Consider the following 18,126-nt stretch of genomic DNA (forward strand, 5'->3'; position numbering starts at 1 on the left):
ACGGACCGTCAGAAACTGCGGGAAGGGGCCGGGCGTGGGGAACTTCTTGGCAGGCAAGGTCATCGCCGTCACGGGGGCTGGGCGGGGGATCGGCCGTGCCGTGGCGCTGGCCGCGGCAGCCGAGGGCGCGCGCGTCGTCGTCAACGACTACGGCGTCTCCATCGACGGCGCCGAGCCGACGAGCTCGATCGCCGACGCCGTCGTCAAGGAGATCGAGGCGGCGGGCGGCGACGCGGTCGCCGTCGCCGACGACATCTCGACGATGGCGGGCGGACAGCGGGTCGTCGACACCGCGCTGGCGTCGTACGGACGGATCGACGGCGTGGTGTGCGTGGCCGGGATCCTGCGCGAACGGATGCTTTTCAACATGACCGAGGAGGAGTGGGACCCGGTCGTCGCCACCCACCTCAAGGGCACGTTCACGCTCTTCCGGGCCGCCTCCGCGGTGATGCGCAAGCAGGGCTCGGGGACGCTGATCGGCTTCACCAGCGGCAACCATCAGGGGTCCGTCTCCCAGGCCAACTACAGCGCGGCCAAGGGCGGGATCATCTCGCTCGTCCGCAGCGCGGCGCTGGGACTGCACAAGTACGGGGTGACGGCGAACGCGGTCGCACCGGTCGCCCGCACCCGGATGTCGGCCAACGTCCCCATGGAGCTCAAGGAGATCGGCGAGCCCGAGGACGTCGCCGCGCTGGTGGTGTACCTGCTCTCCGAGCGTGCGCGGGAGGAACGGATCACCGGGCAGGTGTACACCATCGCCGGACCCAAGATCGCGGTGTGGGCGCAGCCGCGGGAGCTGCGGGCGGGGTATGCGGAGGGGGTCTGGACGCCGGAGCGGATCGCGGACTTTCTGCCGGGGACGGTGGGGGTGGATCCGATGCCGTTGCTGGAGGGGGTGGAGGCGATGGCTCGGGCTGCGGGGGAGGGGGCGCGGCCCAATGCGTAGATCCGGGGGGCAGGTTTTCGCCCCCGCCGCCCCTACCCGTCCCATCCCGTTCCTGGGGGCTGCGCCCCCAGACCCCCCTAAAAGATTGCGCAGTTCCCCGCGCCCCTGAAAAACGGGGGCGGGCGGGGGGATCGCGGGGCGAAGCCCCGCGCCTTCAGGGGCGCGGGGAACTGCGCGAGCAACCCCCACCCACCCGCAGCCGACGAACAACCCACGGGGTCGAAGGGGCAGAGCCCCTGGGGGATGGGACGGGTAGGGGCGGCGGGGGCGAGACAACGCGAAGGTGGCGAGCGTGGAGTTTGGATTCGGGCCGCAGGACGAGGTGTTCCGGGGCGAGGCGCGGGCCTGGTTGCGGGCGCGTCTCGGTGGTGGGGACTGGGACCGTCGGGAATGGGAACGGGAGCTCGGGCGGGATGGGTGGATCGGGCTCGGGTGGGATGAGGACGGGTATGGAAACCGGCGGGCGAGCCTGACCCAACAGGTCGTCTGGGCCGAGGAGTACGCCCGGACGAAGGCACCCGCCCGCTCGGGACACATCGGCGAGAACCTGCTGGCCCCCACCCTCATCGCCCACGGGACGGCGGAACAGAAGGCCCGCTTTCTGCGCCCCGTCGCCCGGGGTGAGGAACTCTGGTGCCAGGGATACAGCGAGCCGGGAGCGGGTTCGGACCTGGCGGGCGTACGCACCGCTGCCGTACACGACCGCGACACCGGCTCCTACCGGGTCACCGGCCAGAAGATCTGGACGTCCCTCGCCCACGAGGCGGACTGGTGCTTCGTGCTCGCCCGTACGCAACCCGGCTCCACCCGCCACCACGGCCTGTCCTTCCTGCTCGTCCCGATGGACCAGCCGGGCCGCATCGAGGTCCGCCCGATCCGCCAGCTGACCGGCACGAGCGAGTTCAACGAGGTCTTCTTCGACGGGGCGGTGGCCCGCGCCGAGCACGTGGTCGGCGGCGAGGGAAACGGCTGGCGCGTCGCGATGAGCCTGCTCGGATACGAGCGAGGCGTGTCGACGCTGGCCCAACAGATCGGTTTCGCCCAGGAGTTGGGCCGGGTGGTGGAGGTGGCCGTCGCGAACGGTGCCGTCGCCGATCCCGTCGTACGCGACCGGCTCGTACGCCAGTGGGCCGAGCTGCGCACGATGCGGTGGAACGCCCTGCGCACGCTGGGGAGTTCGGGGAACGGCGGTCAGGCGGGCGGCGCGGGGGCGCCCAGCGTGGCGAAGCTGCTGTGGGGCGGCTGGCATCGGCGGCTGGGCGAACTGGCGGTGCTGGTGCGGGGCGCCGGGGCGGCGGTGGGCCCGGCGGACTGGACGACGGCGGCACCGTACGAACTGGACGCGTTCCAGCACCTGTTCCTGTTCAGCCGGGCCGACACGATCTACGGCGGCTCGGACGAGATTCAGCGCACGATCATCGCCGAGCGCGTGCTCGGCCTGCCTAGGGAGCCGAAGGGCTGAGGGAGTCGCGATGCGAGGCGTGATCTTCGACGGACAGCAGACCCAGGTCGTGGACGATCTGGAGATACGGGATCCAGGACCCGGAGAGGTATTGGTCGCGATCTCCGCGGCCGGGCTCTGTCACAGCGACCTCTCTGTGGTGGACGGGACCATACCGTTCCCCGTTCCTGTGGTGCTCGGCCATGAGGGTGCGGGTGTGGTGGAGGCAGTGGGTGTGGGCGTCACCCATGTCCAGCCCGGCGACCATGTGTCGCTGTCCACGCTCGCCAACTGCGGGGCCTGCGCCGAGTGCGACCGGGGGCGGCCGACGATGTGCCGCAAGGCGATCGGGATGCCGCAGCAGCCGTTCGCGCGGGGCGGCCGGCCGCTGTACCAGTTCGCCGCCAACTCGGCCTTCGCGGAACGGACGTTGGTCAAGGCGGTGCAGGCGGTCCGGATTCCCCAGGACATCCCGCTGACGTCCGCCGCGCTGATCGGCTGCGGCGTCCTGACGGGCGTAGGGGCGGTACTGAACCGCGCCCGCGTGGACCGGGGCGACAACGTCCTCGTCATCGGCACGGGCGGCATCGGCCTCAACGTCATCCAGGGTGCCCGGCTCGCGGGCGCCCTCACCATCGTCGCGGTCGACTCCAACCCGGCGAAGGAGTCCGTGGCCCGGCAGTTCGGCGCCACCCACTTCCTGACGTCGACCGAGGCAGTGAAGGACATCCTCCCCACCGGCGCCCACCACGCCTTCGAATGCGTAGGCCGCGTCGAACTCATCCGCCAGGCCATCGACTCCCTCGACCGCCACGGCCAGGCGGTCCTGCTGGGCGTCCCCCCGGCCACCGCCGAGGCCTCCTTCCTCGTCTCCTCCATGTACCTGGACAAGTCCATCCTCGGCTGCCGCTACGGTTCCTCCCGCCCGCAACGCGACATCGCCCTGTACGCCGAGCTGTACCGCGAAGGCCGGCTGCTCCTGGACGAGTTGGTGACGGCGACCTATCCGGTGGAGGACTTCGACAAGGCGGCGGAGGATGCGCACGAGGGGAGAGTGGCGAGGGCGGTCCTGACGTTTTAGCTCCCTCTCGCATCCGCCGTCCCAGCCCGTCCCATCGGGTGTGTGTCGGCTGCGGGTGGGTGGGGGTTGCTCGCGCCCCGCGGCGGAGCCGCAAATGTCACAGCCCCGCGCCCCTGAAGGCGCGGGGCTTCGCCCCGCGATCCCCCGCCCACCCCGGTTCGTTCGGCTGCGGGCCGGTGGGGGTTGGTCGCGCAGTTCCCCGCGCCCCTTTTAGGGGCGCGGGGAACTGCGCAATCTTTTAGCGGGGGTCTGGGGGCGCAGCCCCCAGGGATGGGACGGGTAGGGGCGGCGGGGGCGAAAACCCACCTCACCATTCCGCGCTGCCGACCCCGACGTTCCCGGGCCCGGGCCCGCCCCCGGCCCGGAACGTACGCCGATACGTAGTGGGCGTGACCCCGAGCGCCGCCTGTAGATGCTGCCGCATCGACTGGGCCGTGCCGAAGCCGGCGTCCCGTGCCACCTGGTCGATCGACAGGTCGCTGGACTCCAGCAGGTGCCGGGCCCGTTCGACGCGCTGCTGGGTGAGCCAGTGCCCGGGGCTGATGCCGGCCTCCTCGCGGAAACGGCGCGTGAAGGTGCGTACGGACATCGACTCCTGTTCGGCCATGTCGCGCAGCTGGATCGGCTCGTGGAGGCGGCCGAGCGCCCAGGCCCGGGCGGCGGTCGTGGTGGCCGCCTGCGCCTCCGGCACCGGGCGCTGGATGTACTGCGCCTGGCCGCCGTCGCGGTGCGGCGGCACGACGGTGCGGCGGGCCACGTCGTTGGCGACGGCGGCGCCGTGGTCGCGGCGTACGAGGTGGAGGCAGAGGTCGATCCCGGCAGCGACACCGGCGGAGGTGAGGATGTCCCCGTCGTCGATGAAGAGCACATCCGCGTCGACCTCGATCTTCGGGAAGAGCTGCTGGAAGTGCTCGGCGTGCATCCAGTGCGTGGTGGCCGGGCGGCCGTCGAGGTAGCCGGCGGCGGCGAGGACGTATCCGCCGGTGCAGATGGAGACGAGGCGGGTGCCGGGGCGGATGTGGGCGAGGGCGGCGGCCAGTTCGGGGGTGAGGACGCCTTCGTCGTGGACGGGGCCGAGTTCGTACGAGGCGGGGATGACGACGGTGTCGGCGGTGGCCAGCGCCTCCGGACCGTTCGCGATGAGGACGGCGAAGTCGGCGTCCGTCTCGACGGGGCCGGGCGGCCGGATCGAGCAGGTGACGATGTCGTACAGGGGCTGTCCGTCCGTGTCGCGCGCCTTGCCGAAGATGCGCTGCGGGATACCCAGCTCGAAAGGCAGCAACCCGTCGAGGGCGAGGACGACGATGCGATGCCGACGGAACGTACCCTGAGTGGCCATGGCCCGATCCTAGCGAATACTGTCCTTCGGGCCAGTGGTTCGCCGGGATCGTATCCCCGAAGCTCTATGTCGTGACCCAGACAACCGAAGCCGGCGAGGCCACCGAGGCCGTAGAGGCCGTAGAGGGAACCCGACCCCGATCCACCCGTTCCTCCGATCCCCGCATCCACCGTGCGTGGTTCGTGGCAGCCGTGGCCTTTGTGACGATCATCGGCGCGGCGGCGTTCCGTTCGCTGCCGGGGCTGTTGATCGATCCGCTGAACCACGACTTCGACTGGTCGCGCGGCACGATCGGCGCGGCGGTCTCGATCAACCTCGCGTTGTACGGGCTGACGGCGCCGTTCGCGGCCGCGCTGATGGACCGCTTCGGCATCCGGCGTGTGGTGGCGGTCGCCCTGACCGTGATCGCGGTCGGCTCCGGGCTGACCGTGTGGATGACGGCGGCCTGGCAGCTCATGCTCTGCTGGGGCCTGTTGGTGGGCCTCGGCTCCGGCTCGATGGCGCTGGCGTTCGCGGCGACGGTGACCAATCGCTGGTTCACGGAGCGCAAGGGCCTGGTGACGGGCATCCTGACGGCGGCCTCGGCGTCGGGTCAGCTGATCTTCCTGCCGCTGCTGTCCTGGATCGTCACGGAGCACGGCTGGCGTCCCGCCTCGGTGACCGTCTCCCTCGCGGCCCTCGCGGTCGTCCCCTTCGTATGGCTGCTGCTGCGGGACCACCCGGCGGACGTGGGCGTGAAGCCGTACGGCGCGCCGGAGTTCGTACCGAAGCCCGCGCCGGTGACGGGCGCGGCCCGCCGTACGGTCGCCGTCCTGTTCAAGGCGGTCCGCACCGGCCCCTTCTGGCTGCTGGCCGGCACCTTCGCGATCTGCGGCGCCTCGACGAACGGCTTGGTCCAGACGCACTTCGTGCCCGCCGCCCACGATCACGGCATGCCGGTCACGGCGGCCGCCTCGCTGCTCGCGGTCATCGGTGTCTTCGACGTGGTCGGGACGGTCGCCTCCGGCTGGTTCACCGACCGCTTCGAGCCTCGCCGGCTGCTGGCGGTGTACTACGCACTGCGCGGCATCTCGCTCCTCTTCCTCCCGATGCTCCTCGAGCCGACCGTGCACCCCCCGATGATCTTCTTCATCGTCTTCTACGGTCTCGACTGGGTCGCCACGGTCCCGCCCACCCTGGCCCTGTGCCGTGAGCATTACGGCGAGGACAGCGCCATCGTCTTCGGCTGGGTCCTCGCCTCCCACCAGGTCGGCGCCGCCCTTGTCGCCTTCCTCGGCGGTGTCGCACGGGATGTCTTCGGCTCGTACAACGTGGTCTGGTACTCCGCGGGTGCGCTGTGCGCGGTGGCGGCGCTGATGGCGCTGGTGATCCGGCGCCGACCGGTTCGGGTGGCGGCGGCCCTGGCCTGACCGAGGCCGGCGGGATGAAGTGGGTCCCGTCGGCTGTCCCGTCAGCTGTCCCGTCGACTACATGAACCGGCCCTTGTGGAACAGCAGCGGCGCCGCGTCGCCGTCACCGGTACCGAGCGCGTCCACCCGGCCCACCACGATCAGGTGGTCCCCGCCCGTGTGCACCGCGTGGATCGTGCAGTCGATCCAGGCCGCGGCGCCCGCGAGGCGGGGGGAGCCGGAGACCGGCGCCCCGTCGTACACGACCCCGGCGAACTTGTCCGCGCCGCTCACCGCGAAGCCGCGGCACAGGTCGCCCTGGCCGGCGCCGAGGACGTTCACGCAGAAGACGCCCGCGCGCGCGATCCGGGGCCAGGTCGTCGACGTACGACCGACCATGAAGCAGACCAGCGGCGGGTCGAGGGAGAGGGAGGAGAAGGACTGGCAGGCGAAGCCGGCCGGGCCCGCGCCGTCCCCCGCTCCTTCTCCGCCATCGGTGGGCGGTGCGGTGACAACGGTCACGCCGGTCGCGAAGTTCCCCAGTACGCGGCGGAATTCGGTCTGATCGACCGGCGCGCGCTCGTCGTCGCCGACCGCGCGCAGATCCGGGCGCGGCAACACCTCGACGGGCCCCGCGACGGTGGGGGCCCCGGCCGACCTGAGGTAGCGGACGGCGGCGGCGGCCATCCCTGCGTGTCCCATCACATCAACCATTGAAGCTGACGGGGTGTCAGATGGGAAGGGGTGGGCATCGTGGGCATCGGGCGGGAAGGGGCGAGATACCGTGCGCGAACCCCTCCCACGGACCCGCTCCACGCCCGCGTTATCTTTCGCCCCATGGGGTGGGGAAACACATGGCGGCCCAAGCGCTCCCTGCTGAGCTGGGCGAACGCCGAACTGAACATGGCCGCGGCGGTCTGCGCCGCGCAGCTCGCGGTGGCCTGCGCGATCTGGTGGGTCGGGACATTCGACGACGACACCCACGGCGCGGGGTCCGGCGGTGGACTCGCCGCCGCCGGGCTGCTGTGCATGCTCGTGTTCGGCCCGCCGCTCCTCGCCGCCCTGGGCCTGCTGCACGCGGCGGCTGACACGATGCCTGCCGCCACGCTCGCCCGCCTCGCGACCCGGCGCGTGCGCGGTCCCGAGGGCGCCTGGCACCTGGCGTTCGCGGTCCTGCTCGGCGCGCTCTGGGCAGCCGTCGCCGTCGCGCTCGGCGGCCTCTCGCCCACCGGCACGCCGGCCCTGCTGATCGCCGCGTCGGGTGTCCTGCCCGCGCTGGCCGTCGCGTACGTGCGCCGGCGGGAGCGCGCCACCGGCCGCGCCCCGCGCAGCCGCCGCATCTGGTTCCGGTCGGCACTCGCGTCCCTCGGAGCGTGCGTGCTGGTCGCCGTCGCGGGTGCGGTGGGCCTGTCCACGGGACTCATCAAGGAGTACGAGCCCCCACAGCTGTCCGCCGGGCAGCTCGCCGGGATCTGGCGGGGCGACGGCGGGGCCGTACTGCGGCTTCGTGCCGGCGGCCGGGCCGAACTCACCGCTCTCCCCGCCGAGCCCGAGTTCCAGGACGTGAGGACCAAGGACTTCACACGGTGTGCCGGGACCGGCAGCTGGTTCCTCGACACCGAGGGCCGCTACGCCCCGTACGCCGACGCGGACGACCCTTCGCAGCGGGACGGCGTTGTCGTACGCATCAAGGACTGCGGCCACGACACGTACTGGACCATCGGCGGCAGCGAACGCCGTCCCGAGCTGTTCGTGCTGTTCGGCGACCCCGACTCGGGGGATCTGCGGATCCTGAAGCGGGACTGAAGGCAAGCTTTCGTCGGGACTGACTCACCACCCTTGTGCTGACTCACCGGCCCTTGTACTGAGGGCTCCGCCGCTCCACGAAACTCGCGACCCCCTCGTTGGCGTCCGCCGTCGTCATGTTGATCTCCTGCGCGGCCGCCTCCGCGGCGAAGGCGGCCGTGCGGTCGGTGTCGAGGGAGGCGTTGACCAGCTGTTTGGTGAGGGCGAGGGCGCGAGTCGGGCCGGCGGCGAGGCGTTCGGACCACTCCCGGGCGGTCTTCTCCAGCTCCTCCGGCGGTACGACCCTGTTGACGAGGCCGAGCCGTTCCGCGTCCGCGGCCGTCAACGCGTCGCCGAAGAACATCAACTCCTTCGCGCGCTGCGGGCCGATGAGGCGGGGCAGCAGATAGGTCCCGCCGCCGTCGGGGACGAGCCCGCGGCGCACGAACACCTCGATGAACCGGGCCGTATCCGCGGCCAGTACGAGGTCGCAGGCGAACGCGAGGTGCGCGCCGATCCCGGCCGCCGTGCCGTTGACCGCCGCGATCACCGGTTTCTCGCAGTCCAGTACGGCGGCGATCAGCCGCTGGGCGCCGAGCCGGATGGTCCGGGCGACATCCCCGGCCACCCGCTCCCCGGCGGGCGGCCCGCCCCGCAGGTCCGCGCCCGCACAGAAGCCGCGACCCGTCGCCGTGATCACGACGGCCCGTACGCCCGGGTCGGCGGACGCCTCCGCGAGCAGCGCGATCACGCGTTCCCGCTGGTCCCAGGTGAGGGCGTTCATCGCCTCGGGCCGGTTGAGGGTGATCCACGAGACGGCGTTGTCAGTGGCGTGAAGTATCAATGAGTCGAGGGACTTTTCGGGGAGTTCGGGAGATCCAGGGGTCTCACGGGACTTACGGAATGTAGGGGATTCGCGGGACTCACGGGACTCACGGGACTCATGGGAATCACGGGGGGAGTCGGACATGGGGGTACTCCGTTTCGTACGGGGAGTGGTGGGCCTTTTGCGCGGGAGCTGGGCGGTGCACGCCCGCTCAGCGGCACACCACCAGCGCGTCCAGGGCCACCGCCCCCTGCCCCCGAGGCAGCACCATCAGCGGATTGATGTCCAGCTCCGCGATGTCGTCGCCGAGTTCGAGCGCCATGCGCTGCACCCGGAGGGCGACCTCGACCAGGGCGTCCACGTCGACGGGCGGAGCCCCGCGCACCCCGTCGAGGAGCGCCCGCCCCCGCAGTTCGGACAGCATGGCCCGCGCCTGGTCCTCGCCGAACGGCGGCACGCGGACGGCCGCGTCGCGCAGTACCTCGACGAGGACACCACCGAGTCCGACGGTCACGGTCGGCCCGAAGAGCTGGTCGTGCGTGACGCCGACGACCATCTCGACGCCGCGCTCGACCATCTGGCAGACGAGCACGCCGTCGAGCGAGATCCCTTCGTAGCGCGCGATGTCGGTCAGCTCGCGATAGGCGTCGCGGACCTGGCTGGCGGAGGTCAACCCGATCTTCACCAGACCGAGTTCGGTCTTGTGGGCGATCTGCGCGCCGGAGGCCTTCATCACCAGCGGGTAGCCGACCAGGCTCGCCGCCCGCACGGCCGCCGCCGCGCTGGTCACCAGCTGCTCGCGCGGCACGCGGATCCCGTACGCGCGCAGCAGCTGCTTGGCCGCGTGCTCGCTCAGCTGCTGGCCGGGACGCATCAGCGCCTGCGCCTTGCGGAAGGAGGGCGAGGGGGTGCGAGGTGCCTCGTCGAAGGGGGAGCGGTACGCGTCGACGAACCGGTGGTGGTCCAGGTAGGCGCGGACGGCGGTGATGCAGTTGGCGAACGTACGGAAGGTGGCGACCCGCTGCGACCCGAGCAGCGTCTCGCGGTACGCGGCCTCGGTGCCGACCGGCGACCCCCACACCACGCACACCAGCTTGTCCGTCTGCTCCGCCGCGTCCACCAGGTCCTGTGCGAGCTTGTCGCTCATCGGCGGGAAGGGGCCGGTGATCGGGCAGATCAGCACCCCGACCCCCGGATCGGCGAGGATCGCGTCGATGATCTTCCGGCCGCGCCAGTCGCCGACGGGGTGGCCGCCGTTGTCGACGGGATTGGCGACGTTCAGGTACTCGGGTATCCACTGGTGCAGTTCGGTCTGCTTGCCGGAGGACAGCGTGGGCAGGGAGAGCCCGGCCTCGCTCGCCAGGTCCGCGAAGTGCGCGCCCGTGCCGCCCGAGATCGAATAGACGACGACGCCGTCCGCCTGCGGGGTGCGTGCGCGGGCCAGCAGGGCCGCGGTGTCCTGGAGTTCGTCGAGTCCGTCGACGCGGATCACGCCGTACTGCCGCATCGCCGCGTCCACCACCGTGTCGGCGCCGGTCAGTTTGCCGGTGTGTGAGGCGGCGGTGCGGGCTCCGGTCTCGGTGCGGCCGACCTTGACGGCGACGACGGGTACTCCGCGCCGGGCGGCGCGGTCGGCGGCGAGCAGGAAGGAGCGGCCGTCCTTCAGCCCCTCGACGTAGCAGGCGATGGCACCGACCTCGGGCTGTTCGGAGAAGTACGAGATGAAGTCGGCGGTCTCCAGGTCGGCCTCGTTGCCGGTGGGTGCCCAGTGGGAGAGCCGCACACCCAGCTCCTGCATCGCGAACACCGGCCGCCCCTGGTGCCCGGACTGCGTGATCAGTGCGATGGCCGGGCCGTCGAGGTCGTCGCGGAACTTCTCGAAGGCGTTGAGGTTGGTGTTGGGCCCGAGCAGCCGCAGGCCAGAGCGGCGGACGGCGGCGGCCAGGCGGGTCTGTTCGGCGGCGCCCTCGGCTCCGGTCTCGGCGAACCCGGAGGCGAAGGCGACCGCGAACTTCACCTTGGCCTCGGCCAGTTCCCCGATCAGGGGAAGGGGGTCGCCGACGAGGAGCACGGCCAGGTCGATCTGCTCGGGCAGGTCCGCGACGGAAGGGGAGCAGGGTATGCCGAAGACCGCCGGCCGGGTCGGGTGCACGGGGTGCAGCCGGGCGCCGACCCGCTCGGCCCAGGCGATCAACTGCCGGGTGATACCGGTGTTCGGCCGACCCTCGGCGTCCGAGGCGCCGATGACGGCCACGGACTCGGGACGGAAGAAGCGGTCCAGATCGGGTACGTCGGCGTACAGCGGACGCCCGCTGACGTCCAGGTCGTCGACCTCGGCCGGGCGGCCGTGCACGACCGGTGAGGGTTGCTCGCCGCAGGCGATGACCCGGGCCCGGCGGGAGTCGGTGGTGAGGGTGCCGTGGGTTGATCCAAGCATCGGTCCGCCCGCTCCTGTGTGACAGCCAACTTTTAACTGACGCAGTGTCAGATTACTTAACTGACGCCGTGTCAGGAACTGTTGTGCAGGCAAAGGCTGCGAGCGAGGAAGGGAGAGCGGGGGTGGAGCCGGGGTGGAGCGAGACTGGAGCCGTGGTGGAGCGAGGGTGGAGCGTTCGGGCGCCGGGCGCGCAAAGGCGTGCGGCGGGCACTTGGTACGTACCCGCCGCGGAGGGAGGTGGAACCGTCGGGGCGCCGTCAGAGGACCGCCAGGACCTCCTTCGCCACCCGCTCGCCGGAGCGGACGGCGCCGTCCATGTAGCCGTTCCAGTAGGTGGAGGTCTCGGTGCCGGCCCAGTGGATGCCGCCGGCGGGCCTGCGCAGGGCCGGGCCGTACTCGGTGAGGACGCCGGGCGGGGCGTAGGCGACCGGGCCGCCGCGGGAGAAGCCCTCGTTGTCCCAGCGTTGGAGTACGAAGGAGGTGGGCGACTTGGCCTTGTCGCCGAAGTAGGTGGCGTAGTCCTTCAGGACGGCCGCCTTCACCTCGTCGACCGTCGAGGCGTCGAACGCGCGCATCTCGTCGGCCTCGATGAAGCCCATCAGGGCGCCGTAGGAGGCGTCGGGGGGCGAGTTGTCGAAGGTGGAGCGGACGATGCCGGTGTCGCTGACGACCTGGCCGTTGAGACCGTCGGCGCGCCAGAAGGGGGTGTCGTACACGGCGATCGCCTTGCCGATCGAGCCCATCGGCAGCCGCTGGCTGAGCTGGTCGCGGTCGGCGGGCAGCAGCGGGTCGTACGCGATGCGCGCGGCCAGCGGTGGCGGCAGGGCGACCACGACTCGGCGGGCGGTGACCGTGATCCCGTCGGCGGTCACCAGGTACTTGCTGCCAGAGAGGGTGATGGAGCGGACCGGGGCGCTGAGCACCACCCGGCTGCCGAGGGCCGCGGCGAGCTTGATCGGCACCTGCTGGGAACCGCCGACGAAGCGGGACTCCTGGGCGCCGTTGGCGGTCTCGGTGAGGCGCTCCAGGGTGCCGGCGTTGGACTCGTTGCCGGCGGCGGCTATGTAGAACAGCACGTAGAGGAGGGAGAGTTCACGGGGCTGGGCCGAGAAGATCGACGTACAGGCGACGTCGAAGAGGAACTTCGCGGAGGGGATGACGGCGTTGGCGTTCAGCCAGCTCTCGAAGGTCTGCTTGTCCCACTCGTCGGCCTTGGCGGCGGTCCAGGGCGCGTCGACCGGGACCTGCGCCGCCATGTCGTCGAGTTCGGCCTGCACGACGGCGGCGTTCGCGAGCCCGGCGACGTCGATGGGCGGGACGGAGCCGAGGAGGCCGTCGGTGGCGTAGGCGGTCTTCTTGCCGTCCTTGTAGAGGAGGTTCTTGCCGGTGTTGTAGGTCGTGAAGGTCGCCACGCCCAGGCTGTCGGCGAGGGCCTTGATGCGGTCCTGGGTGGGGCCGATGAACTCGCCGCCGCCCTCGGTGAAACCGCCGTTCGTCAGCTTCAGGTTGACGACCCGGCCGCCGACGCGGTCGCGTGCCTCCAGGACGACCACGGACTTGCCGGCCGCGACCAGGTCGCGGGCCGCGGTGAGCCCGGCGAGCCCGCCGCCGACGACGGCGACGTCGGCGTCGCGGGTCGCGGCGGCCGCGGTGCCGGCGCCGGCACCGACGAGGGTGGCCGCCCCCGTCACGGCGGCGCCGCCGAGCAGGGAACGCCGGGTGAGCCGGGACGAGGGCTGCCGGGAGAGCTGTCTTTCACGTGCCACGTTTCATCCTCCGTCGATACGAGTCGAATACGCGAGGTGGAGGGAGCTGGAACCGGAAAGTGAGCAGGGCTCGCATTCTGGCCCCCGTGGCTGGTTCGGTACAGCACTCTCGGCACATCTGACGCACGCGTAACAAGCCGCGTACATCAAGGAGTTGAGAGTTCGTACGACAGGGAGAGGGAGGCGAGGGAGGGGAGGGTTACCGCTCGGCGGGCGCGGGCTTGCGTGCCGTGGTGCGGGCGACCGCCTTGGCGATCTTCTCGGCGTCTAGGGCGAGTTCGCGGAACATGCCGCTGATGGGGTTGGTGAAGCCGGTGAAGTACAGGCCGGGGGCGTTCTTCGGGGTGCGTGCGCCGTGCACCACCGGGCGCCCGCGGGTGTCGAGCACGCCGAGGTGGCCGACGACGCCCTCCAAGGCACGTATGTAACCCGTCGCGGCGATCACCACGTCCGGGCCGATCCGGTCGCCGTCGGCGAGGACGACCTTGCCGTCCTCGAAACCGTCCACGGCGGCGACGATCTCGACCTGTCCCTTGCGGACGGCATCGATGAGGCCGACGTCCTGGACGGGGATCGAGCCCTCGTTGACGCGGGAGTACAGCCCGGTGTCGGGGCGGGGCAGCCCCTTCGCCGACAGGTCCGGCACGCTCAGCTTGGCCATCGGCCCGGCGAGCTTGTCGACGAGCCGCACCGGCAGCCGGCGTACGACGATGCCCGTGAACTGGGCGGCCCAGCCGGCCGTCGAGCGGCGCACGATGTGCGGCGCGGTGCGCACGGACAGCCGTACGCGCTGGGCGCCGCCCTCGATCAGGTCCACGGCGATCTCCGCGCCCGTGTTGCCGACGCCGACGACGAGGACGTCGCGGCCGGCGTAGGGGGCGGGGTTGCGGTAGTCGCCGGCGTGCAGGAGTTCGCCGGTGTAGGTGTCGCGGCCGGTCCAGTCGGGCACGTGGGGCGTGTGGTTGTAGCCGGTGGCCACGACCACCGCGCTGCCGGTCAGCTCGCGCCCGCCGGTGGCGTGCAGCAGCCAGCCGTCGCCGCCCGGGGCGGGCTCGATGCGCGAGACCTCGACGCCCGTGACGATCTCCAGCTGGTGGTACTCGGCGTACTTCTCCAGGTAGCGCACCACGTTGTCGCGCGACACCCACCGCCCGAACGAGCGCGGCATCGCCAGCCCCGGCAGCGCGGACAGCCGCCGAGTGGTGTGCAGATGCAGCCGGTCGTAGTGGCGCCGCCAGGACGCCCCGACCTTGTCGGACTTCTCCAGCACGACGGCCCGCACGCCCTGCGCGCGCAGCGCGTGCGCCGCCGCGAGCCCGCCGGGGCCGCCTCCGATCACGTACACGGGGCGGTCTTCGTGGGACGGCACCGTGCGGGGTGTCGAGGAAGCAGTCGAGTCGGCCATGAGCGCGAGCGTAATCACGTCCTCACTTGATAGGTCTCGGTCAAGACCGGAATCGGTTGCGAACTGATCACGGCTGTAGGAGGAGTGGGTGGGACTGGTGGCGTAGGTCACTTGGTTGTGGCGGGGGCGTGGAGGAGAGGGCGCGTACGCCTCACGCGGCGGCGGGGAGTCGGCGGTGTACGCCTCTTGCGCCGGTGTGTCTCCGTGCGCTGAACTGACGTACCGTCAGATCCCGCGTGCGGCAGGAGGTTCGGCCATGGACACGATCTGGCTCAGCGGCGCGGAGTGGCTCGCCGTGCTGCGGATCGGGCTCGGGCTGTGGTGGCTGGAGAGCTGGCGGCACAAGGACAAGAAGGACTGGTTCGAGCGGGGGACCGGGATCGCGTGGGCGGTGGACGTCGCGGCGAAGCACCGGTGGAACGCCGTGCGCTCCGGGTTCGATGTGGTGGTCGCGCCGCGGCCACGGACGATGGCGTACGTCGTCGTGTACGCGGAGCTGGCGCTCGGACTGGGGCTGGTGGCCGGACTGCTGACACCGGTCGCCCTGGTCGGAGGGCTTCTTCTGAACGTCCTCTACCTCGTCCTCATGATCCACGACTGGGCCGAACAGGGGCAGAACTCGATGATGGCGCTGATCTCGGTCGTCGGGCTGTTCGGGATGTCGTGGCAGACGTGGTCGCTGGACGACGCGATCGGGCTGTTCCAGTGAGCGGGGCGGCGCGAGGCGGCACGGGGGCCGGTCGGTTCGACGTGCCCGAGGCCGACGCCTTCACACGGCCCTACTGGGACGCGGCCGCCGAGGGGCGGCTTCTGCTCCGCCACTGCGCCGTCTGCGACCGTGCCCACCACTATCCCCGGGAGTTCTGCCCGCACTGCTGGAGCGAGGACGGCGTGAGCTGGCAGCGCGCGAGCGGGCGCGCCACGCTCTACACCTGGTCCGTCGTGCACCGGAACGACCTTCCGCCGTTCGGGGAGCGCGTGCCGTACGTCGCCGCCGTCGTCGACCTGGAGGAGGGGCCGCGGATGATGACCGAGGTGGTGGAGTGCGAGGGGGCCGGAGGGGGAGCGGGGGGCGCGTTGCGGATCGGGATGGAGCTGGAGGTCACCTTCCGCGCGGGCGTGCCGGTGTTCCGACCGAGGTAGCGCGCGCTCTTCGTGGGATTCCCATAAAAGGCAGAGTTTCCTCAGGGCGCTCTTCATGCGGCGCCTTGGGCGTCTCGGGCGCCCTGGGCGTGAGCCGGGGGCGCCGCGGGGGCGCCCAGGGGTGTGACCCGAGCGGGACGACGCGTTTCAATGGCGGGATGTCCGAAGTCCACGAACAGTTCGCCGCCCACCCCTTCCCCGAGCTGCACGGCCACGGTCTGCGGCTGCGCCCCTGGAACGCGGAGTCCGACGCCGACGTATCGGCGTACCTGCGGGGACTGTCCGATCCGGAGTTCCAGCGCTGGAACACGCCGCTCAGGTTCATCCGGGACATCGACGGCGCCCGTGAGTCGCTCCTCGCACGCACCGACAGCGCGGAGCGTGGCACCTCGGTCTCCTTCTGCGTCACCGACGCGGACACCGGCGAACTGCTCGGCCACGTCGGCGTCAACGACATCAACCACATCCTGAGCTGCGCCCGCGTCGGCTACTGGGTCCTGCCGGAGGCCCGTGGCCGCCGGGTCGCCGCCCGCGCCCTGACCCTCGCCGCCCGCTACGCCTTCACCGACCTCGCCCTGTACCGCCTGGACCTGGGCCACGCGATCGGCCACGACATCTCCTGCCGCGTCGCCGAGCGCTGCGGATTCCGGCATGAGGGGACGCTGCGTGGCGCGATGTTCGAGGCGGGACGGCACGACGCGTTCCGGGACGTACATCTGCACGGACGGCTGGCGACAGATCCTGAGCCGCCGACACCCTGACTTCTCTGACTCCCCTGACTCCCCTGACTCCCCTGACTCCCCTGACTCCGGGCGGCGGGCGTCCGTACGCGATCGTCCGTACGCGGGCGTCCGTAAATCGGAGGCGCGGGCCCCCGGGCCCACGGGATCATCTGACATGGAATCTGTTGCGTACGACGTTGCGGACGACGTCTCGTCCGGCTGGCGGCTCACCCATGACCTGGACGTCTTTCTCCGGCGGGCCGGAGAGTTCCTGCGCTCGCGGCCCGCGATGCACACCGTGCCGCTGACGGTGACGGACACCTTGCGGCGGCGCGGGATGGACGGGTACGGGAAGGAAGCGCCGGTCTTCGGAATTCTGGAGCGGGAGGGGGCCGTGCGGGCGACCCTCTTCCGTACGCCGCCGTATCCGCTGAACCTCACGCCCCTGTCCGAGGAGGACACCGACACCCTCGCCGCCCTGCTGGCGGACCTCGGCCACAGCCCTTCCGGCGTCTTCGGCGACCGTGACACCACCGCGGCCTTCGCCGGGGCCTGGCAGCGGCGTACGGGAGCCACGGTCGCGCTGCGCGAGCGCCAGCGGCTGTACCGTCTCGGCACCCTGACACCGCCCGAACCCGCCCCGCCCGGCCGGGCCAGGGTCGCGACGGAGCCGGACAGGGCCCGACTCGCCCAGTGGTACGGGGAGTTCGCCGAGATCATCGGTGAGGACGGGTCGCGTGACAGCGGCGCCTGGGCCGACGACCGGCTCTCCTACGGCGGCGCCACCCTCTGGGAGACCCCCGACGGCACCCCTGTCTCCATGGCCGGCCGCACCGACCTCGTCGCCGGGCAGATCCGCGTCGCGCCCGTCTACACCCCGGCCCACCTGCGCGGCCGCGGTTACGCCGGTGCCGCCACGGCCGAGGTCAGCCGCGCCGCGCTCGCCGCCGGCGCCGACGAGGTGCTTCTCTTCGCCGACCTCGCCAACCCGACCAGCAACGGGCTGTACCAGCGCATCGGCTACCGCCCGGTCGCCGACTTCGCCACGTACGACTTCACCGCGCACGACTCCACCGCGCACGACATCACGGCCACAGCAGCTCCTTGACCCAACCATCCCCCGTACGGCGGTAGTCGAGGCGCAGATGCCGTCGCCGCGCATCCCCCTGGAAGAACTCCACCTCGTCCGGGCGCAGGTGGTAGAGGGTCCAGGTGGGTGCGGGCACGTCCGGCTCCCGACGGGCCCGGTCCCAGGCCGCGTCCGACGCCCGCGCCAACTCCTCCTCCGAGGGCAGGACCTCGCTCTGGTGGCCGACCAGCGCGGCGGCCAGCGCGCCCGTGGAACGCGCGTGCAGATCCGCCTGGCTCTGCTCCGGCGGCGCGACGGTGACGGGGCCGCGGAGCCGGATCTGGCGCCCCTGCGCGGGCCAGTAGAAGCCGAGCGCCGCGTACGGCCGGGCGGCGAGCTGTCGGCCCTTGCGGCTGGTCGCGTGCGAGGCGAACGACCAGCCGGTCGCGTCGGCCCCGTGCAGCATCACCGTGCGTACGTCCGGCAGCCCGTCCTCGTCCGCCGTCGCCAGCGACATGGTGTGCGGTTCCGTCTGCCCGGCGGCCACCGCCTCCGCGAACCACCGCGCGAACAGGGGCAGCGGCTCGTCGGGGGCGCTGTCCGGGGCGAAGGAGGGCAGCTCCGTGTCCCACACCCGCAGCGATCTCAGCAGCTCATGAAGATCCGGTTCCATGTGCCGAGTATGGCCCCGGGAGTCGGGGAGTCCGGGGAGCGAGATATCCACACCTGTGCTGAACCCACGGCACCCGCCCCCCAGGTTGGTCACCCACTCCTCAGC

At 71.6% G+C, this 18,126-nt stretch carries 16 protein-coding genes; 9 read left to right on the top strand and 7 right to left on the bottom strand.

Features of this window, described 5'->3' with window-relative positions; translation table 11 throughout:
* Positions 1 to 34 precede the first annotated feature (34 nt).
* From OIC96_RS27010 to OIC96_RS27020, 3 genes are all read left to right on the top strand, one after another.
* Positions 35 to 946, top strand: coding sequence for an SDR family NAD(P)-dependent oxidoreductase (locus tag OIC96_RS27010; protein WP_330305369.1), 912 nt, complete (start codon positions 35 to 37; stop codon positions 944 to 946).
* 292 nt (positions 947 to 1,238) lie between these two features.
* Positions 1,239 to 2,408, top strand: a complete 1,170-nt coding sequence (locus tag OIC96_RS27015) for an acyl-CoA dehydrogenase family protein (protein WP_330305368.1) — start codon at positions 1,239 to 1,241, stop codon at positions 2,406 to 2,408.
* Positions 2,409 to 2,418: 10 nt separating this feature from the next.
* The gene (locus OIC96_RS27020) at positions 2,419 to 3,468 is read left to right on the top strand and encodes a Zn-dependent alcohol dehydrogenase (RefSeq protein WP_330305367.1); all 1,050 of its coding nucleotides are present in this window, start codon (positions 2,419 to 2,421) and stop codon (positions 3,466 to 3,468) included.
* Between the two features lie 307 nt (positions 3,469 to 3,775).
* On the opposite strand, the gene OIC96_RS27025 is transcribed toward OIC96_RS27020, so the two are convergent.
* Positions 3,776 to 4,807 (bottom strand): GlxA family transcriptional regulator, encoded by a 1,032-nt coding sequence (locus OIC96_RS27025; RefSeq protein ID WP_330305366.1) that lies wholly within the window; start codon positions 4,805 to 4,807, stop codon positions 3,776 to 3,778.
* Between the two features lie 71 nt (positions 4,808 to 4,878).
* Between OIC96_RS27025 and OIC96_RS27030 the strand changes: the two genes are divergently transcribed.
* Complete coding sequence (locus OIC96_RS27030) at positions 4,879 to 6,216, top strand: MFS transporter (RefSeq protein WP_330305365.1); 1,338 nt, start codon at positions 4,879 to 4,881, stop codon at positions 6,214 to 6,216.
* A gap of 57 nt (positions 6,217 to 6,273) precedes the next feature.
* Here the strand turns inward: OIC96_RS27030 and OIC96_RS27035 are convergent, their stop codons facing one another.
* Entirely contained in the window at positions 6,274 to 6,897 is a 624-nt protein-coding gene (locus OIC96_RS27035) for a flavin reductase family protein (RefSeq protein WP_330305364.1), read from the bottom strand.
* A gap of 135 nt (positions 6,898 to 7,032) precedes the next feature.
* On the opposite strand from OIC96_RS27035, the gene OIC96_RS27040 reads away from it, so the two are divergent.
* A complete protein-coding gene (locus tag OIC96_RS27040) occupies positions 7,033 to 8,001 on the top strand; it encodes a hypothetical protein (protein ID WP_330305363.1) in 969 nt (322 codons plus the stop codon).
* A 43-nt stretch (positions 8,002 to 8,044) separates the two neighbouring features.
* On the opposite strand, the gene OIC96_RS27045 is transcribed toward OIC96_RS27040, so the two are convergent.
* The 4 genes from OIC96_RS27045 to OIC96_RS27060 all read right to left on the bottom strand — a co-directional run bounded on the left by OIC96_RS27045 (position 8,045) and on the right by OIC96_RS27060 (position 14,414).
* Positions 8,045 to 8,950, bottom strand: a complete 906-nt coding sequence (locus OIC96_RS27045; RefSeq protein ID WP_330305362.1) for an enoyl-CoA hydratase/isomerase family protein — start codon at positions 8,948 to 8,950, stop codon at positions 8,045 to 8,047.
* 67 nt (positions 8,951 to 9,017) lie between these two features.
* Positions 9,018 to 11,243, bottom strand: coding sequence for an acetate--CoA ligase family protein (locus tag OIC96_RS27050; protein ID WP_330305361.1), 2,226 nt, complete (start codon positions 11,241 to 11,243; stop codon positions 9,018 to 9,020).
* A gap of 257 nt (positions 11,244 to 11,500) precedes the next feature.
* Positions 11,501 to 13,009 carry a flavin monoamine oxidase family protein gene (locus OIC96_RS27055; RefSeq protein WP_330305360.1) on the bottom strand — a complete coding sequence of 503 codons (1,509 nt, stop codon included), beginning with the start codon at positions 13,007 to 13,009 and terminating at the stop codon, positions 11,501 to 11,503.
* Positions 13,010 to 13,208: 199 nt separating this feature from the next.
* The gene (locus OIC96_RS27060; RefSeq protein WP_330305359.1) at positions 13,209 to 14,414 is read right to left on the bottom strand and encodes a flavin-containing monooxygenase; all 1,206 of its coding nucleotides are present in this window, start codon (positions 14,412 to 14,414) and stop codon (positions 13,209 to 13,211) included.
* A 256-nt stretch (positions 14,415 to 14,670) separates the two neighbouring features.
* Between OIC96_RS27060 and OIC96_RS27065 the strand changes: the two genes are divergently transcribed.
* The 4 genes from OIC96_RS27065 to OIC96_RS27080 all read left to right on the top strand — a co-directional run bounded on the left by OIC96_RS27065 (position 14,671) and on the right by OIC96_RS27080 (position 17,387).
* Entirely contained in the window at positions 14,671 to 15,123 is a 453-nt protein-coding gene (locus OIC96_RS27065; protein ID WP_330305358.1) for a DoxX family protein, read from the top strand.
* 41 nt (positions 15,124 to 15,164) lie between these two features.
* The gene (locus OIC96_RS27070) at positions 15,165 to 15,557 is read left to right on the top strand and encodes a Zn-ribbon domain-containing OB-fold protein (RefSeq protein ID WP_330305357.1); all 393 of its coding nucleotides are present in this window, start codon (positions 15,165 to 15,167) and stop codon (positions 15,555 to 15,557) included.
* Between the two features lie 158 nt (positions 15,558 to 15,715).
* Positions 15,716 to 16,318, top strand: coding sequence for a GNAT family N-acetyltransferase (locus OIC96_RS27075; RefSeq protein WP_330305356.1), 603 nt, complete (start codon positions 15,716 to 15,718; stop codon positions 16,316 to 16,318).
* Positions 16,319 to 16,454: 136 nt separating this feature from the next.
* On the top strand, positions 16,455 to 17,387 hold the full coding sequence (locus OIC96_RS27080) for a GNAT family N-acetyltransferase (protein ID WP_330305355.1): 933 nt from the start codon (positions 16,455 to 16,457) through the stop codon (positions 17,385 to 17,387).
* On the opposite strand, the gene OIC96_RS27085 is transcribed toward OIC96_RS27080, so the two are convergent.
* Positions 17,365 to 18,021 carry a pyridoxine/pyridoxamine 5'-phosphate oxidase gene (locus OIC96_RS27085; RefSeq protein ID WP_330305354.1) on the bottom strand — a complete coding sequence of 219 codons (657 nt, stop codon included), beginning with the start codon at positions 18,019 to 18,021 and terminating at the stop codon, positions 17,365 to 17,367. The two genes, OIC96_RS27080 and OIC96_RS27085, sit on opposite strands and share 23 nt — an antisense overlap.
* Between the last annotated feature and the right edge of the window lie 105 nt (positions 18,022 to 18,126).

Source organism: Streptomyces sp. NBC_00775 (genome assembly GCF_036347135.1).
GTDB classification, from domain to species: Bacteria; Actinomycetota; Actinomycetes; order Streptomycetales; family Streptomycetaceae; genus Streptomyces; species Streptomyces lutosisoli.

What these genes read in the sequence shown, in the direction of transcription:
- OIC96_RS27020 (WP_330305367.1), top strand. Translation starts at nt 2,419, where the DNA reads ATGCGAGGCGTGATCTTCGACGGACAGCAGACCCAGGTCGTGGACGAT.
- OIC96_RS27035 (WP_330305364.1), bottom strand. Translation starts at nt 6,897, where the DNA reads ATGGGACACGCAGGGATGGCCGCCGCCGCCGTCCGCTACCTCAGGTCG.
- OIC96_RS27065 (WP_330305358.1), top strand. Translation starts at nt 14,671, where the DNA reads ATGGACACGATCTGGCTCAGCGGCGCGGAGTGGCTCGCCGTGCTGCGG.
- OIC96_RS27060 (WP_330305359.1), bottom strand. Translation starts at nt 14,414, where the DNA reads ATGGCCGACTCGACTGCTTCCTCGACACCCCGCACGGTGCCGTCCCAC.
- OIC96_RS27075 (WP_330305356.1), top strand. Translation starts at nt 15,716, where the DNA reads ATGTCCGAAGTCCACGAACAGTTCGCCGCCCACCCCTTCCCCGAGCTG.
- OIC96_RS27040 (WP_330305363.1), top strand. Translation starts at nt 7,033, where the DNA reads ATGGGGTGGGGAAACACATGGCGGCCCAAGCGCTCCCTGCTGAGCTGG.
- OIC96_RS27080 (WP_330305355.1), top strand. Translation starts at nt 16,455, where the DNA reads ATGGAATCTGTTGCGTACGACGTTGCGGACGACGTCTCGTCCGGCTGG.
- OIC96_RS27025 (WP_330305366.1), bottom strand. Translation starts at nt 4,807, where the DNA reads ATGGCCACTCAGGGTACGTTCCGTCGGCATCGCATCGTCGTCCTCGCC.
- OIC96_RS27085 (WP_330305354.1), bottom strand. Translation starts at nt 18,021, where the DNA reads ATGGAACCGGATCTTCATGAGCTGCTGAGATCGCTGCGGGTGTGGGAC.
- OIC96_RS27050 (WP_330305361.1), bottom strand. Translation starts at nt 11,243, where the DNA reads ATGCTTGGATCAACCCACGGCACCCTCACCACCGACTCCCGCCGGGCC.
- OIC96_RS27045 (WP_330305362.1), bottom strand. Translation starts at nt 8,950, where the DNA reads ATGTCCGACTCCCCCCGTGATTCCCATGAGTCCCGTGAGTCCCGTGAG.